Source organism: Rhodohalobacter barkolensis (assembly GCF_002834295.1).
Classification (GTDB): Bacteria; Bacteroidota; Rhodothermia; order Balneolales; family Balneolaceae; genus Rhodohalobacter; species Rhodohalobacter barkolensis.
In genome coordinates this window covers 989,451-1,007,321 of sequence record NZ_PISP01000001.1, presented here as the reverse complement: position 1 = coordinate 1,007,321, position 17,871 = coordinate 989,451, and the positions used below count along the sequence as shown (strand labels likewise).

At 46.0% G+C, this 17,871-nt stretch carries 9 protein-coding genes; 8 read left to right on the top strand and 1 reads right to left on the bottom strand.

Annotated elements, in window-relative coordinates; genetic code table 11:
* The first annotated feature begins 580 nt into the window (after window positions 1–580).
* From ccsA to CWD77_RS04180, 4 genes are all read left to right on the top strand, one after another.
* Entirely contained in the window at window positions 581–1,273 is a 693-nt protein-coding gene (gene ccsA, locus CWD77_RS04195; protein WP_240596641.1) for a cytochrome c biogenesis protein CcsA, read from the top strand.
* Window positions 1,270–1,560: a CcmD family protein gene (locus CWD77_RS04190; RefSeq protein WP_101071962.1), complete on the top strand. Its 291-nt coding sequence runs from the start codon at window positions 1,270–1,272 to the stop codon at window positions 1,558–1,560. The genes ccsA and CWD77_RS04190 overlap by 4 nt, the downstream gene beginning before the upstream one ends.
* A 21-nt stretch (window positions 1,561–1,581) precedes the next feature.
* Window positions 1,582–1,977: a cytochrome c maturation protein CcmE domain-containing protein gene (locus CWD77_RS04185; RefSeq protein ID WP_101071961.1), complete on the top strand. Its 396-nt coding sequence runs from the start codon at window positions 1,582–1,584 to the stop codon at window positions 1,975–1,977.
* A 63-nt stretch (window positions 1,978–2,040) separates the two neighbouring features.
* On the top strand, window positions 2,041–4,545 hold the full coding sequence (locus CWD77_RS04180) for a heme lyase CcmF/NrfE family subunit (RefSeq protein WP_101071960.1): 2,505 nt from the start codon (window positions 2,041–2,043) through the stop codon (window positions 4,543–4,545).
* Window positions 4,546–5,244: 699 nt separating this feature from the next.
* Here CWD77_RS04180 and CWD77_RS04175 read toward each other — a convergent pair.
* Window positions 5,245–6,894, bottom strand: coding sequence for a WD40/YVTN/BNR-like repeat-containing protein (locus tag CWD77_RS04175; protein WP_101071959.1), 1,650 nt, complete (start codon window positions 6,892–6,894; stop codon window positions 5,245–5,247).
* A gap of 1,937 nt (window positions 6,895–8,831) precedes the next feature.
* Here CWD77_RS04175 and CWD77_RS04170 point away from each other — a divergent pair.
* The 4 genes from CWD77_RS04170 to cysD all read left to right on the top strand — a co-directional run bounded on the left by CWD77_RS04170 (window position 8,832) and on the right by cysD (window position 17,795).
* Complete coding sequence (locus CWD77_RS04170) at window positions 8,832–10,070, top strand: Wzz/FepE/Etk N-terminal domain-containing protein (RefSeq protein ID WP_101071958.1); 1,239 nt, start codon at window positions 8,832–8,834, stop codon at window positions 10,068–10,070.
* 2,207 nt (window positions 10,071–12,277) lie between these two features.
* Entirely contained in the window at window positions 12,278–14,044 is a 1,767-nt protein-coding gene (locus CWD77_RS04160; RefSeq protein WP_101071956.1) for an SLC13 family permease, read from the top strand.
* 737 nt (window positions 14,045–14,781) lie between these two features.
* Complete coding sequence (gene cysQ, locus CWD77_RS04150; RefSeq protein WP_101071954.1) at window positions 14,782–15,549, top strand: 3'(2'),5'-bisphosphate nucleotidase CysQ; 768 nt, start codon at window positions 14,782–14,784, stop codon at window positions 15,547–15,549.
* A gap of 1,343 nt (window positions 15,550–16,892) precedes the next feature.
* Window positions 16,893–17,795, top strand: a complete 903-nt coding sequence (gene cysD / locus CWD77_RS04145) for a sulfate adenylyltransferase subunit CysD (protein WP_101071953.1) — start codon at window positions 16,893–16,895, stop codon at window positions 17,793–17,795.
* Window positions 17,796–17,871: the final 76 nt, after the last annotated feature.

The following is a 17,871-nucleotide window of genomic DNA, read 5'->3' as shown; positions in this document are numbered from 1 at the left end:
GGTTTCAACCGGGGGTTGTTATTTGCAACCAATTCCTCGCCGAACAGAGGGAGCGATTTGAGAGTCATGAGCAGGGTAGAGGCGGTGTTTAACAAAAAATGAGTTACTCAATTATCACCAAGTTCTCGACTCCGTCCCGGAAAAGCACCGGGACTGCGCTACCGGTGACAGATTTGGTGAAATATGTGTTTATTGGATTGAATCGACGTTTTTGCCCTGTGTGAACACACCCCTAAATCCCCTCTCAAGAGGGGACTTTCGGCTTGTCGCCTCTTCAGTAGTGTTGCCTACTTTTTATTGGCAAAATTAGGAGCTCGAACTGACGGTTTTTATTACCGACAGCTCAATACAAAACACGTCACTTCGAGCAAATGAAGGAGCAACAGCGACTAAACGGAGTAGAGAAGCTTCTGGCCAAACTACCATCAAAAATCACACACGTACACCATACTTCGTATACCTTAAACCGCCACCCAAAACACCCAAAAATTCATATCCCGTTCATAAACTTCTCATTCATTTTCTGTATCTTTTATGCTGAAAAAGAGCAGGACGTCTTTTATCCAGGTTCTGCAAAATCATGAATTTTAATTATACAGACGCTCTCTTGAAGATCTGGAAGTACATTGTAGCATTTTGGATGACACTAGTCATCATTGTTGGCTTTTCGATCGAGATTCCGCAGATCGATATTCTGGAACAGACCGCTCGAAATCTCTTTCTGCATGTGCCGATGTGGTTTACCATGATGATCGCATTCACGATGGCATTCTATTTCAGCATTCGATATCTGAATGATGAGGAGATGAAATGGGATCGCAAGGCTGAAACCGCAACGGCTGTCGGGCTTATATTTGGTATCTGCGGGCTCCTGACCGGATCGCTCTGGGCACGATTTACATGGGGCACCTGGTGGACCTTTGCCGAGCCGCGAATGAATCTTTCAGCTCTGGCCATGATGATATTTGTAGCCTATTTCATTCTGCGAACGGCTTTTAATGATCCTGAAAAACGAGCGAAGATCTCAGCGGTCTACAATATTTTTGGTGTAACCACCATTCCGTTTCTGCTCTACATCATCCCGCGTCAGCTGCCGAGCCTGCATCCCGGAGCGGACGGCAATCCGGCTTTCAGTGATATGACGGCACCGGAACTCAGAATTATTTTTTATCCGGCCGTAATTGGATTTATCGGCCTATCCATATGGATGATGGATATCATCAACCGCTATAAGCGAATCAAAGAATTGACTGAAGAAGCTCAGATATCATGAATCTAATTTCTGTACAAGATACGGTAAATACCGCCGTTGATACGTTATCACAAAGCTATGGCGATCGCTGGGAAGGAACAGGGGCGGAGGAGTCATCCGCATTAATCCAGTTTATGTCATCCAACGATCTGATCTACGTGGTTCTGGGTGTGAGCCTGATCATCTGGTTTGTACTGCTTTTTGTGATGTTTCGTGTGGATCGGAAAATAACCGGACTCGAAGAGAAACTGGAAGCATCAAAACGCTCAGACGAATCAACTGAAACAGACAGCGACGAAAACATTTAAACGCATTAATTTAAAAATTCAATGAAGCCTAAATTATTAATCGGAATTTTTTCAATTGTGATCTTTACATCACTGTTGATGTACAATTTTGGCAACAGTATCAGTACGTATGTCAATTTTGAACAGGCTGAAAACCGAACCAATTCACATGTGGTTGGCAAGTGGGACAAGACAGGCGATTACGGATTTTCCCGCGAAACGATGCAGTTCTCATTTCATATGGAAGATGAGGATGGAAATATTCGTCGCGTGGTCTATTCGAGGCCCAAACCCAATAACTTTGAACAGGCCACCCAGCTTGTTGTGATCGGTGAAATGCGAAATAATGTGTTTTACGCCAATGAAATGCTCATGAAGTGTCCGTCCAAATACAACGAAAATCCGGATTTTGAACCCGCAGAAACAGCCGGAATGTAAATTCATCCTATATACGTTGGCCCTCTCAACCGACCTGATTCAACTCTCTGACAAGATTCATCTATGATTGCACAAATCGGTAATCTCTTTTTAAGCGGTGCATTTGCCGTTTCATTTGCAGGCTTGATTCTCTATGCTCTCTCTTCCATCAAAGAGGAAAAGAAATTTGAAACCTACGCCAACTGGCTCTGGATGGCAAAAGGACTTTTTGTTCTGATCTCATCCGGGGCATTGATCTACCTGATCATGACTCATCAGTTTCAGTACTACTACGTCTGGAACTACACAAGCCTTGACCTGGAGTCTCGGTATCTCTTTTCAGCCTTTTATGGCGGACAGGAGGGAAGCTTTATGCTTTGGGTTCTCTGCGGTTTCCTGGTAGGTGCGGGACTGATCCGCTGGACCCGAAAGCCCTACCGCGCCCCGGTGATGTTTGTGATGATGCTGACTCAACTCTTTCTGCTTTCCATGGTTGTGGGTTGGGATTTTGGATTCACCAAAATAGGGGCTTCACCTTTCCGAACTATTGCCCAGGAGATGCCGAATGCACCGTTTATTCAGGCCAACCCCGATTTTGTACCGTCTGACGGCTCCGGTTTGAATGATCTGCTGAAAAGTCCCTGGATGATGATTCACCCGCCAATCATCTTTGTTGGATTTGCCATGATGACGGTCCCGTTTGCGTTTGCCATTGCATCACTCTGGACAAAAACTTATCACGAGTGGATTCGTCCGGCACTGCCCTGGACGCTCGCAGCAAACGTATCGCTATTGACAGCCATTTTTCTTGGCGGATACTGGGCGTACGAAACGCTGTCGTTTGGCGGTTACTGGGCTTGGGATCCGGTTGAAAATGCATCGCTTGTGCCATGGCTGATCGGAACGGCCGGAATCCACGCGATGATCATTCAGCGTAAAAGTTCACGCGCTCATAAAGCCTCCCTCTTTTTTGCGATTTTGGCGTACGTCGCCGTGATATATCAAACCTTTTTAACGAGATCCGGTGTCCTTGCCGAGCAGTCGGTTCACAGTTTTGTGGATCTGGGACTCTATGGTCAGCTGCTGCTCTTCATTCTCGTGATCACCATTATGGGAATCGGCTTCTATCTCTACCGATACCGGGAGATTCCATCCGTGGATAAGGAGTCCGATTTTCTGAGCAAGGAGTTCATGACCTTTACCGGAGCGATTCTGCTCTTTATCCTTGGATTTGTCATCATTATCGGGACCAGTTCACCGATTTTAGGGCGACTTTTTGTAGACAACCCAACCCCACCCGAAATTCAGTTTTATAATGACTGGAGCATGCCGATTGTGATTCTCATGGCGTTTGCGACGGTGATCGGGCAGTACCTGTTCTGGCAAAAACATACCTGGGAGAGCCTGGCCGGGAAGATGATTATGCCGCTCATTCTGACATCCATTTTTACAGTAGTTTCGATCGTATTTGGTGAGGTAAGAAACCTGTACTACATGGTATTCATTTTTGCCGGTTGGTTTGCCGTTATTGGTAACGGTGCGGTTCTTTTTGAATTGGTTCGCAAGAACCCGAAAGTAATCGGGGGTACGATCACACATATCGGATTTGGAGCTCTGCTGCTTGGAATTATCGCTTCATCGGTCTACACCGAACCGCTGCTCGATGAACGTACTACGCAGTATAATTCACGAATTGCTGCGGGTGATGTTTTTGATGAAGAAGGATTTCCGGTTACACAGCCGGTTGAGATGTTTGAACTGGAGATCAATCGTCCTAAACTAGTCAATGATAAGTATATGGTGACCTATGAAGGGTTTGACGTATCCGATTCGCCACGTCCGGGTCAGCAGACCTACCGCTTAAAGTTTGAACCGATTGATGGCGGTGACACATTTTATATGGATCCTGTTGTATATCCGATGATGACCACATCATCCATGGATAATATTGATTGGTCGGTAGATCCCCACGTTCGAACCGGGTGGCTGAGTGATGTCTATCTCTATGTAGCCGGCAGTAAATATGTTGCGGGACGAAATGAGGAGATTGATCAGGAGCGGAGATTACAACGAATGGCACAAACCGGTGCAGAACAGGATTCAACGATTGAGGATACTCAGAAAATTGAAATCAAGGAAGGTGAGTCGATCGATGCCGGACCCTTTTCATTTACATTTATGCAGTTCACACCGGCCAGCGAGGAGAGTCTGCCCGAAAATACTCAGATTGGAGTGAGGGCACAGGTTCGTGTTGAACACACGCCATCGGGTAATGCGTACGATGTTGAGCCGCTATTTGCCGTTTACACCGAAGATGGACGAAGTTACACCTATTCACCGCCGTTGAAGATTGACCGGTGGGATATGGATGTCTTTTTCAGCAGTATCTATCCGGAAACCGACACCATTGAACTTACTGTTGAGGGACTTGATGAAGAGTTTGAAGAGGACTGGGTTTTGATTGTAGCGGAGAAGAAACCGTTCGTTTCGATCGTATGGCTGGGTACGTTTATGCTCATGGCCGGATTCTCCATTTCGATTTTAAGACACTGGGAGAGAGAGAAGGCGGTGAAGAGGGAAGAAGAGTAAATAGTATGTCATCTCCTCGGAGCCTGTCCCGATGTTTTTGATCGGGAAGAGGAGACAGAATCCGAAGTGTCCAACGAAGGATTCAGAGGTGTGTTCTTGATGAGATTGGATTTTACCTCTAAGATTTGAATGATTTCTCCATTGTTTTACCCAGAAACACACCCCTCAATCCCCTCTCAAGAGGGGACGATTAGAAAACCTTTCTTCGATGAAAGGCTACAGTCTCGAATATTATCGGACAGAGATTTGTTTATGCTAAGAGAGGTTTAACCTCGAAATTTTGTTTAGATCTCAATAAGTACTCCAAATTAATCGCCATTTCACTGAGCCAAATTGCAATAATTAGATTGTGTTTAAAACAACACTCCGGAGGAGTGTTCTGTTTGTAGAATACAAATGCAAAAATATTCACCGCCGAAGAGAGAGCAAGGTTTTAAACTTAGAATTAAATTGAGGCGGAATCATTCTGAATTGCGAATCACGATGGACCGAATGACCGAACTACGATTTTATATTTTGTATTAGGATTATATCACGGATTCAGAGGTGTGTTCTTGATGAGATTGGATTTTACCTCTAAGATTTGAATGATTTCTCCATTGTTTTACCCAGAAACACACCCCTCAATCCCCTCCGCCGGTAGTCGGACAAGTTCTCAAGAGGGGAAGCCTGCAAGCCTGAAACCTGCGACCTGCATCCTCAATCCAACAACAATATCTTCCCATCGGTACTCCCTGATGGTGTATTCACCCGATAAAAATAGGTGCCGCTGGCTACCAGTCTGCCGCTGTCTTTCTCTCCATTCCAGGTGGCTTCGTAGCTGCCTGATCCGGATGTGGTTACTTCTATTGTTTTAACAGGATTCATTCCAAAATCGTAGATTTGAATTGTGGCCGGACCCGATGAATTTGACTCAAACTTGATCCGAACAACGCCGTGTTGGGTAGGGGAGAACGGATTCGGATAGGCGTAGGTATCGTTATCCGGTGCATCGGGTTGATAGATATTTCCTCCGCGCAGAGGCAGATCAACCCGCAGGATACTCCAGCTTTCGCCGCCATCGGAAGTGTAGGCGGCTCCATCACTTGTCCCGACCCACAGATTGTGATCAGTAGATGATAAGGCATAGTATTGAGCATCCTTTTTAATGAAGGAATTGGGGCTGCTGATCCGGTCGATTTTTTCCCACGAATTACCATCATTGTCAGAAACGTAGACTCCGTCATCAGCAGCAGCAAAAATCTTATCCTCCCAAAATCCGATATCGTTCACCCGAACACCCACCAGCGTTTGCTGAAAAGTTTCTCCCAGATCATCCGTATAGACCACGCCGTTTGTGTCCCGGTTTTGAGGATCAGTCATCCAGTTGGTCATCCAGACCCGGCCGGTACCGGGCTGCTGACGAATTGTTACAATCCAGTTGGCCAATAGTCCTTCATCAGGAGTATCCGGATCAAAAGTGAAGCGTCTCCATTCAATTTCACTGCGAGGCGCAGACAATGCATTCGGTGAGATGTTGATTCCTCCGGCCGTTCCCACCCACACATTCTGATCACGGTCGATCATCAGGCCAAACCCAAGCAGGTTGTTATCAAAACGAGGGTCATACCGGTTGACGGTTGTTCCATCCGACGTTTGGGAGATCCATTCAATATTCTCCATACTTGGATTCATCTCCTGAAGTGAAGCCGGCGGCAAGATCAGGCGCTCCCAGTTGGCGCCGTCGTCCAGACTCCTCATCAGTCCCGACGCCCAGTTGACAGAAAGCAACGTTTGATCATAAAAGTCGACCTCAAACGGAGGGGAGAGCTGCGGTACGGTGATTCGGGTGCGCAGGTAAGTCTGATTGCCGTATTCAAACTCCAGGTCGCAGGGTGTTCCGGTTTCTGATCCGGTACAGTCGGCAGGCGGACGTTCATCCAATGGGAATGAAATAAACTGCCATGATTCCCCTGAATTGGTCGATTTGTAGTATCCTATAGCTGTCTGTACCGATTCATCGCCCATGTCTGATGTAAATCCCAGTCCGGCAAAAATCCGGTTTTGATTTGTTTGAAGGGAGAAAACACGTCCGCGTCCGGCAAAAATGCTGTCGGCCGATTCCGGAATGTAGATATCACCCGACAGCTCCGAGTATGCATTCAACCCCGGCCCCATCCAGATCAGATCACCGGACCCTTCAAGGGATGTAATGGAGTTCTGTGAGATCGAGCGAAATCGGTCCTGTATCGGATCAAGATTGAGATCCTGGGATATTGAAATTTCGGGCAAGCCCAGCCAGATCAAGGACAGAAGGATGAACGCAGCAAAACCTGAGGAGACATTTATTTGGACATTGAATTTTGGCATGTGGATAATGTAATGATATACAGGGCTTTTTGTGAATTGAATTGTGGACTTACCATTCGTTTTCTAAACTTGACCTGACAGCATTCCGACGAGAGGAGGATTCTGTCAGCGTCTGGACGGACTGTTGTGCAACGGTTCGCCTGACTCGTTGGTGGTGTCCGGCCATGAATGACCGGCTCGCATATGGAACCCATAAATGGGTTTTTAAACTCAGCCCCTAGCCCCCTCTCTATTCACTTTGTTCATAAAGAGGGGTAACCTTTCAAATTCAATTTGTGGGTGAACACAGCCCTTTAGGGGCTGAACATGATTAGCCTGGGGTAAAGCGCAACGGAACCCCGGGGTAGAATGCCAACCACAATTTACCGCCGAAAAAGGAACTGGCTTGGAGTTCATAACAGAATTGAGACGGTGTTGCAACGATCTTATTTTAAACGAACATATTGTCTCTTTTGTCTTGATACAAAAGAGACGTAAAAAATCAAGGCTGAGAGAAATCATCGGCGTTCGCTGCCATGAGCCGGAAAAACTCAACGTCTGATAGATTGTATGACATGGTTGATTTAGTTGGAGACTGGTGAGTTTTTCTTTTCGTCTCCTGTCAGCTCTCTGTTCCCGCTGATTTCTCAAGGCCGTTTAGCAATTTACCCCATATTCCCACTTTACTCTATGCCTTAGACAAATCACAAATAGATGATGGATTCTGAACTGGACCTGACAGCATTCCGACGAGAGGAGGATTCTGTCAGCGTCATGACTGTTGTGCAACGGGTCGCCTGACCAGTTGATGGAGCCCGGCTATGAATGAGCGGCTCGTGTTTATAACCCATGAATGGGTATAGAAATGTCTTTTTTGACATCGTCTGACAGCCGGTGAATCGGGTGTAACCTGTGGCCAAAAACAAAGGGGCAAAATGATTAGATCTCTCCGCTCGCTACGCTTGGTCGAGATGACAGGGATGGCTAATAAGGGCGGCGTATAGTGCTATATAGTTAACAGATAAATTTGTGTTACGCCGCTGAATATGCTTGGGAATAACCGCCAAACCCCAACGGGGTGGTCTACATCATAGCCTGGGGTTTTAACCCCAGGAAAAAATGATCCATCAAATCCCCGCCGAACAGAGAACGTGGATTGAAGTGAGAAATAGAAATGAGGCGGTATTTAGAAGATCTTATTTCAAACGATTAATACAATACTTTTGGCTTGACCCAAAAGTATTCAAAAAGTCAAGGCCTAGAAAAAAATGGGGCGTGTTGTTCCTTCGCATGCCATGAATCCAAGGCCTGTTTGGTTTGTGCTCTACTACTTTTTAAACAGAGGCTGGTGGATTCATGGATCTCATGCTTCGTTACTTCCACGAATGCTCCCCATTTTTTTCTAGGCCGTACGTTAACTTACCCTTTCATTTGGATTGCTTAGGATTGCTACGCTTGATTGGACATTAGGTTAAGCCCCGTAGGTGTGGCATATAAATAAGCATCACGGAACCCGAGGGTAGAGTGACAACCATCTTCCCCCGCCGAACAAAGAGCGTGGATTGAAGTTGAATACCGTTTTGAGGCGGATTTTTCACAGTTTTCCAGTTCCTTAGGTGATCAATGAATATTTTGTTGAAAGATTGAAATTAGTAAAGTTAATGGGGCTGAATTTGCTTTGTGCATACATACACCTTAAGCCGTAAAACATAAACCGGATACCGAAACAGGTCTGTCCGCGTGGAGAAATCGAACAGAGTAGTTAAAAATTTAACGGAGGAGAAACACTAAGCTCAAATTTAATCTTTTTAGAATATAATTTGCGACACATTTTTTACCCCCTCTGTCTCTCCCCCTATTACAGGGGGAGAAGGGAAATTTCTTTCTGAAATTAATTCTCAAAACTCCTACCTTTGTTGCTTGGTAAAGACTTTATAATTAAGAAGAATAAACAATAGATGGCCGATCAAAATAAGCCGGGAAATGAGAGCGAAAATGAAGGGCAGTCTCACCCTCAAAAAGAGAAGAATGAAATTCGCTATGTGCCGGTAGAGTACGTTGAAGGTTATGGACCCGGACACGGAATGCCGGATGAAGACGAAATAGATCTAATGGAGCTTGCCAAAAAGATCTGGGCAGGCCGGTGGACGATCATTAAGATAACCGGAGTGTTTATTTTTCTTGGGGTCTTCTGGGCGCTTTTCAGTGCTGAAGAGTTTGAAAGTGATGCCGTTCTGATGCCGGAAATACAGACAGAGGACGTAGGAGGAGCCAGTCAGTTACTTCAGCGCTTTGGCGGTGCGTTCGGAATTTCCGGAGGAAGTTCGATGCCGGCCGGGACCATTCCGCCTCAAATCTATCCTCAGATCGTTAATTCGCTTTCATTCCAACTGGAACTGATGAGTACCGAGATCGAGTTCAGGGAGTACGGCGTAACTACCACCTGGCCAGATTTTTTGGAGAATCACTACTCCAAACCTATTACGACCTATGTCAAAGACTATACCGTCAGACTGCCTTTCACTATTTTGGGTGGCATTCGAGAATTTTTCAGTTCCGATGAAGAGACGGGAACCTTAGTGAGAGAGGATGTCCTGGAACAGGATTTCATCTCATTATCCCAGGAAGAGTTTGAACTTGTAAAGCAGCTTCGGGAACGGATATCTGTTTCCCAAGATCAGGAAACCGGGCTTCTTACCGCAAAAGTAAAACTACAAGACCCCCGTGCAGCCGCGGAAATGAATCGATATCTGATAGATCTTCTCAAAGAGTATGTAACTGAATACCGCGTGGAAAAAGCTCGTCAGAACCTGGAGTTTGCAGATCAACAGAAAGAGGAAGCCGAAGCGCGTTTTCGGGAGACACAGATGGCATTGGCTGAATTTCAGGACCGTAATGTATCCATTTCAACGGCCCGTGCTCAAACCGAACTGGAACGCCTTCAGGATGAGAAGAATCTGGCACTGAATGTTTACCAGTCTCTGGCACAACGAGTGGAAGAGTCACGCCTGAACCTGCAGGAGCAGACCCCAATTTTTAGCGAAGTTCAGCCCGCGAATGTTCCCACAGAGCGCAGCGAACCGAAGCGCGGAATGATGGTGATTGTATTTACCCTGCTGGGTGGAATTTTGTCTGTAGGATGGGTGCTGATTGCACCGTTGCTTGGTACATTCAGGGAGAATTTGATGGAGGGTTAAACTCACCCCTCGTTCCCCTCTCTACTCTCTTCGTTCGTAAAGATGGGAGGCATTCATATTATCGACCTGACAGCATTCCGACGTGAGGAGGATTCTGTCTACGTCTGGAAAATATCTCCCCCTTTGAAGGGGGATTGAGGGGGATGATTTGTAGTACAGATCTCTGCTTCTTTTCACCGGCCATAAATGACCGGCTCGTATGTTAAACCCATAATTGGGTTTTTGGAACTCACCCCTCGTTCCCCTCTCTACTCTCTTCGTTCGTAAAGAGGGGAGGCATTTCTAATACGACCTGACAGCATTCCGACGTGAGGAGGATTCTTTCAGCGTCTGGAAAAAATCTCCCAATTTGAAGGGAGACAGGGGGATGATGAGATCTCTCGACTCGCTCTGCTTGCTTGAGATGACAGAGTATTTGGGTATCAATGCAACCGAGGAGTTTCGCATGAATCCTACACCGTAAACCTTATCCCGTGCAACGATATGGAGATCTCTCCGCTCACTCCCTACACTCGTTCGGTCGAGATGACACGGCGCGGTTTAACGAAGGCGGCGTATCAGGTCTGAAAGTATTCACTAGCCTTGCTTTACGCCGCTTATTGTAAATCTGTGTTGAAGCAGTGCCCTACAGGGGCAGAATGTGATTAGCCCGGTACGCAGTGCCGGGTCCAAAAGTCAACACCAAATCTCCGCCGAACAGAGAGATGGGTTTGGAGCTCATGGCATAATTGAGGCGGTTATTTACAGTGAACAGTGTCAACAGTAATCATTGTTCATTTTTCTAACCACGGATACCAGGTTAATTAAACTCTTCTGACGAGCTATAGCCGTCGGACGAGGGGTTTTACCTGTAAACCGTACTTCGAATAGGAGATTTCTCGACTCACTCCGTTCGCTCGAAATGACAAGAAGCGTTGATACAAAAACGGCGTATTGGGTTTTGAGTGGTTAGAGGTTTTGTGCCACGCCGCTTTCTTTAAATTGAAGCAGAATACAAGCCCTGAAAGGGCTGAAGATGATTAGCCTCCCGATCAAAAACATCGGGACAGGCTCTACAAGCGTTTGCGCAGTGCTGGGATTAATAGTCAGCATGAATTCTCCGCCGAAGAGAGGGGATTGGTTTGGAGTGCAATATTATGTTTAGCGGATTATGCGGAAATCGTATTTCAAACGGTAATTTCTGTTCATTTTGTCTTGATACAAAACGAACCAAAAAATCAAGGCGGTGAAAAAAATGGGGCGTGTTGCTCCTCCGCATGACAAGAATCCAAGGCCTATTCATTTTGTATTCCTGTTCATGATTTTGGCTGAGGCTGATGGATTCTTGGTTTTCATGCTACGTCACGTCCACGACCGCTCCCCATTTTTCTCAAGGCCGTTTGTTTCAAACTCATCCCCTTAAGCCCCCTTAATCTATCCGTTGATAAAGGGGGGATATTTTGAAATTCAATTGGTGAACAAAATTTGCCCCAGCGGGGCTGAATATGATTAGCCCAGTACAAGCGTTAGCGCAGTGTGGGGATAGAGTGGCCCCAAAAATCCCCGCCGAACAGTGGGATAGGTTTAGAGCTCTTGATTGATTTGAGGCGGTCACTTACAGTGAACAGTGTCAACAGTATACGTTGTTCATTTTTGCCTTACCATGGATACCAGGTCAATATAACTCGTCTGACGGACTCTAGCCGTCGGACGAGGGTTTCTTCGAATTCACCCCCTTAATCCTCCTCTCTATTCACTCCTTTTTAAAGAGGGGGAGATTTCTCGACTCACTCCGTTCCCTCGAAATGACAGGGCGCGGTTTTGTGAAGGCGGCGTACTGGATTTTGTTGTGGTTTCGACGTTTTGTGCAACGCCGCATATAAATTATGGATAAACTGCCCTGTAGGGGCAGAATGTGATTAGGCCGGTACGCAGTGCCGGGTTTAAAAGTCAACATCAAGTCTCCGCCGAATAGAGGGGTAGGTTTGGAGTGCCTGGAAGAGTTGAGGCGGAAGGTTTACAGCTTTACAGTGGCAACAGAAATAAGTGATAAGTGAACTGTTTTGCCTTACCATGGATACCAGGTCAATATAACTCGTCTGACGGACTCTAGCCGTCGGACGAGGGTTCATTGACATAAACCAATCTAACATCCTTTCTATTTCTATTGTATATTTGTCCTGCTAACTTTCTTACACCAATATTAATCAGAATAGAGAAGAGACTGTTTGGAACCTGCAGGCATTGCTATTTTATTCATCTTATTTGTTGCTTTTATTCTCCTGATCTGGAAGGATGCTCCGGCTGACTTTGTTTTTATTGGGGCATTAATTCTGATTATTGTTCTAAACCTGGTTCCGGTAAGCGATGCTCTTGTTGGCTTTTCAAACGAGGGAATGCTAACAGTCGCCGCCCTCTATGTGGTAGCTCTTGGAATGAAGGAGACCGGTGCAATCCAATTTGTAATTCATAAACTTCTGGGTACAACTCGCTCAGAGTTTAAAGCTCAAAGCCGAATCATTGGTCCGGTTTTTGGGATGAGCGCATTTCTCAATAACACTCCGATCGTTGCCTCATTCATTCCGGCAATCAAAGATTGGAGTAAGCTGAATCAAATTCCCGGTTCGAAGCTCTTGATTCCGCTAAGCTATGCAGCGATTCTTGGCGGAACCTGTACGCTGATCGGGACCAGTACCAACCTGATTGTAAATGGCCTGCTCATTGAATCAAAACAGGTCTCCATGAATATTTTTGATCCTGCGTATGTAGGCTTGCCGGTGGCCGTGGTTGGAATCGGTTATCTGTTACTGTTTTCAAGAAAACTACTGCCCAATCGAAGCTCCGGCTTTGCCTCGTTTGATAACACCCGGGAGTATACCATTGAGATGATTGTACCTAATAACAGTACAATTGCCGGAAAATCGATTGAAGAGGCCGGATTGCGTCATTTGCCCGGACTATTCCTGGTTGAAATTGTTCGAAAGGAGCGAATTATTGCTGCTGTTGAGCCATCTGAAATACTTCAAAAACAGGATCGACTGATTTTTACGGGTGTTGTGGATGCCATGAGTGAACTGCAGAAGATTTCGGGACTCCAGCCTGCTACCGAGCAGGTCTTTAAACTGGATGCCCCGCGAAATGAGCGTCACCTGGTGGAAGCTGTGATTGCACCTTCTAACCCGCTGAATGGAATGACCATCAAAGAAGGAGAGTTTCGAAATCGTTTTGGAGCTGTAGTGTTGGCGGTTAGCCGGGACGGGGAACGGATTAAAACAAAAGTGGGGGATATCCGACTTCGGACCGGTGACATTCTGCTTTTAGAAACCCCGCGTGACTTTACACAGCGATTCAGATCCTCCAACGATTTTCTCTTAGTTAGTACCTTATCGACTGACGGCAATCTGAATACAGAAAAAGCGGGTGTGGCATGGCTGATTTTAGGGTTGATGGTCGGAGTTGCAGCCTTTGGATTGTTAAGCATGTTCAAAGCGGCGTTTTTGGCTGCCGGAGCGATGATTTTGACAAAATGCTGTAATTTTTCGGATGCAAGACGAAGCATCGACTGGCAGGTATTGCTTGTGATTGCATCCGCTCTTGGGATTGGCAATGCGTTACAGGTAACGGGAGTGGCTTCAACGGCTGCCGGCGGATTTATCGGATGGGCCGGAGTAAATCCACTGATGGCTTTGATTGCGGTCTATTTAGCCACGTGGCTCCTGACCGAAATGATAACTAATAACGCTGCAGCAGCACTTATTTTTCCAATTGCAATCACCATTGCTGATTCAATGGGTGTAAGCTATATGCCATTTGTGATGGCGATCATTTTTGCCGCTTCCGCCAGTTTTTCTACACCGATTGGATATCAAACCAATTTGATGGTAATGGGGCCGGGTGGATATAAATTCACTGACTACATTAAGATAGGCTTGCCATTGAATATTGCCGTGGCCACTGTGGCATTGTTGTTGATTCCGGTTATTTGGCCGTTTTGATTTTTGAATTCTTAGTGTTGAGTTTTGAGTTGAAATTTATGGGTGAGACCGGTGACGGAAGACGGATGACCGTTAGAACGGCCATGAATGACCGGCTCGTGTGTAAAACCCATAAATGGGTTTTGGGATTCCCCCTTTGAAGGGGGCAGGGGGATGATAGGTTTTCGGTTTATCAGTGCCAACAGGTTTCAGTGCTCAATTTATTATAACCCGGATACCCGGTTAATAAAACTCGTCTGACGGACTCGAGCCGTCTGACGAGGGTTATCCATTTGCTTCACCAATTCTCATCAAGGAGATTCTTCGACTGCGTTCGTCGCAGTGCTCCTCTCTTCGCTCAGAAAGACAGGGCGCAGTATTATTAAGGCGGCGTATTTGGTTTTGAGTGGTTCGAAGTTTTGTGTCACGCCGCATTTAAAATTCTGTGAATAGAAACTGCCCTGTAGGGGCAGAATGTGATTAGCCCCGCGGTGTAGAGCAGCGGAACCCGGGGATAATAGAGAACACACCACGTCCCCGCCGAACAGAGGGATGGGTTTGGAGTGAAGAGATTTGTTGAGGCGAAGATTAATAAATGGTATTTCAAAACGGAACATTTTGATTCATTTTGCAAACGGTCACCCGTCAGCGGTCCCCGGTCGAACTAAACACCAAATCAGATTCCCCTCAATTCTTTATCACCAATCCCTTATCTTTTTGATGAAATTATATCACCAAAATTATCAATCACACACTATATGACAGACGTAAATATTCAAATCATCAATGAGATTGCAATCAAAGCCGGAGAGAGAATTCTGGATTTTTATCATAAAGACAAACCGGCCGAGGTGGACTGGAAGAGTGATGACTCTCCATTGACGAAAGCGGATATCGCATCCCATGAAGTGATCGTGAAAGGCCTGAAAGAAAACTACCCAAATATTCCTCTGATTTCTGAGGAGTCTGCTATTCCTCTATACGAGGAAAGAAAAGATTGGAAAGAGTATTTTCTGATCGATCCGCTGGATGGGACCAAAGAGTTTATCAAGAGAAACGGGGAGTTTACCGTGAACATAGCCCTGCTTCAAAATAATGAACCGGTTTTAGGTGTGGTCTATATTCCGGCAGAGGAGCTGCTTTACTTTGCTTCTGAGGAGATGGCAGCGTTTAAGCAGAAAGGCGATGGCGAACCGGAAAAGATTGAGCATGAACCGTACAGGAAAGAGAATGGTCCGGCACGGATTATGGTGAGCCGTTCGCACGGGGGAGATGATACAAAAGAGAAGCTGGCAGAAATGGGAATTGAAGTAGGAGAGGAGATTCCATCCGGAAGCTCGCTGAAATTCTGCCTGGTTGCCGAAGGAAAAGCCGACCTTTACCCGCGGTTTGGACCTACGATGGAGTGGGATACCGCAGCGGCCGATGCGGTTTATCGATACTCAGGAAAGCACGGAGCTCGGAAATCGCCGCTGAAGTATAATAAGGAGAATTTGCTGAATCCGGAGTTTGTGATAGGGTTATAGGAGTTTTTAGTGATTAGTGTTGAGTTTTGAGTTGTTGTTCAGATATATTGATTTATTCATTCTGCACATATAAAGAACGGATACATGTAATTAATCCATCAATTAATTAATCCATCAATAGGTTTTTGAAATTCAGCCTTGGAAGTGGACAAAGCCGATTTTTTACGAAGCAAACGCGAAGTTATTGTGATGATGAGATTTCAGTTATACAATTAACAGTTCCTATAGTTTTCAGTGCTCAGCTCTGTCTTGTCACGGAATCCGGGTCAGTGAAACTAGCCTGATGGACTGAAGCCATTGAACGAGTTTTTTACGTAAACCGTACAACGTATTCCGTACAGCAATCAGGAGATTTCTCGACTCGCTTTGCTCGCTCGAAATGACAAATTGCAGGGTTTGAAATGCGGCGTATAAGGGTTGAGCTGATTTATGAGTTTTGTTTTAAGCCGCTTTCTTAAATTGAGTCAGAAGTCCAACCCTGTAGGGGTAGCCTGCTTATAGCCTGTGGTTTTAACCACAGGATTAAAATAGGTAATGATTAATCCCCTGCCGAATAGAGGGATAAGTTTGGAGTGCTTGGTAGAATTGAGGCGGTGTTGGGTAGATCGTATTTCAAACGGAGTTCCTTGTTCATTTTGTCTTGATCCGCCGGTAGTCGGACAAGTACAAAAAGTACCAATCCCGAATAATTTGGGCCGGCAAGCCGGAATTCTTATTGATTACAGTGTAAGCTTTTATGCGCATACCGATTATCGCATGTGATAGACCGAATAGGAGATTCTTCGACTGCATTCGTCGCGGTGCTCCTCTCTTCGCTCAGAAAGACAGGGCGCAGTATTGTTAAGGCGGCGTATTGGGTTCTGAGATGGTTCGAGGTTTTGTGCAACGCCGTTTTTATGGATGTGGCTACACTGCCCTGTAGGGGCAGAATATGGGTAGCTCCGCATGAAATGCGGGGTATAGGTGAAACGAATAAATTCCCGCCGAATAGAGGGAGTAGTTTGGAGTGCGATGATTTTTTGAGGCGATAATATACAGATCGTGTTTTCTATGATCTTCTAAGTCAGACTTTAACCAGTCCTCTGGGTAGTAGATATATGACTTATCCATAAACGATGACACATATTTTTCGTGTGTTGACAGATGTAAGTCCCCAGACAAGCATACGGTCGCCCGTCTTCGGTCACCGGTCAATTCGACGGTCTACCGTCACCGGTCATCGGTCAACTCAAAACTCAAAACTAAACACTCAAAACTACTCAATTTTCCCCTCGATATTTTCCACAACAACACCTATCTTTCGAACTTACTAAATTTAGAAGCCAGCTAAAGAGAAAAAGAGAATGATTAAAAGACAGAGCCACCTGAAGCAGTTAGAGGATGAAGGGATCTATATTATGCGCGAGGTGGCAGCGCAGTTTGAACGGCCGGTACTTCTATTTTCCGGCGGAAAAGACTCCATTGTAATGGTTCACCTGGCACTAAAAGCGTTTTATCCGGGTAAAATTCCATTTCCATTGATGCATGTGGATACCGGTCATAACTTCCCGGAAACCATCGAATTTCGCGATAAACTGGTGGAAAAACTTGGTATTGATTTGATTGTGGGTAGCGTACAGGAGTCGATTGATGCAGGACGTGTAAAAGAGGAGACAGGCCCCGATGCCAGCCGGAATGCCCTTCAAACCGTAACGCTGCTCGATACCTTGAAAAAACATCAGGTGGATGCCGCTTTGGGCGGTGGCCGACGGGATGAAGAGAAGGCCCGCGCCAAAGAGCGTTTTTTCTCACATCGTGACAGTTTTGGGCAGTGGGATCCAAAAAACCAACGCCCTGAATTGTGGGATCTCTACAACGGACGTAAAAACATGGGCGAGAGTTTCCGTGTCTTTCCGATCAGTAACTGGACAGAAATGGATATCTGGCAGTACATCGCACAGGAGGAGATTGATATTCCTGAACTCTATTTTGCTCATGAACGCGAAGTATTTAACCGACGCGGTGTTTGGCTAGCGGATACTGATTTTGTAAATCGTCAGCCGGATGAGGAGATTGTGACCAAAACCGTGCGGTTCCGAACCATCGGAGATGCGACCTGTACAGGCGCGGTTCTATCCACAGCATCCAATATGGAAGAGATCATCCAGGAAGTCGCTTCTGCCCGTCAAACCGAGCGAGGCAACCGCCACGATGATAAGCGAAGTGAGACTGCGATGGAGGATCGAAAACGTCAAGGGTATTTTTAGACGTGTGCAGCTTCGCTGCGACCGGGGACGGGTGACCGCGCAGACTTTGTCTGCTGACCGAAAGTGAAACTTTGTT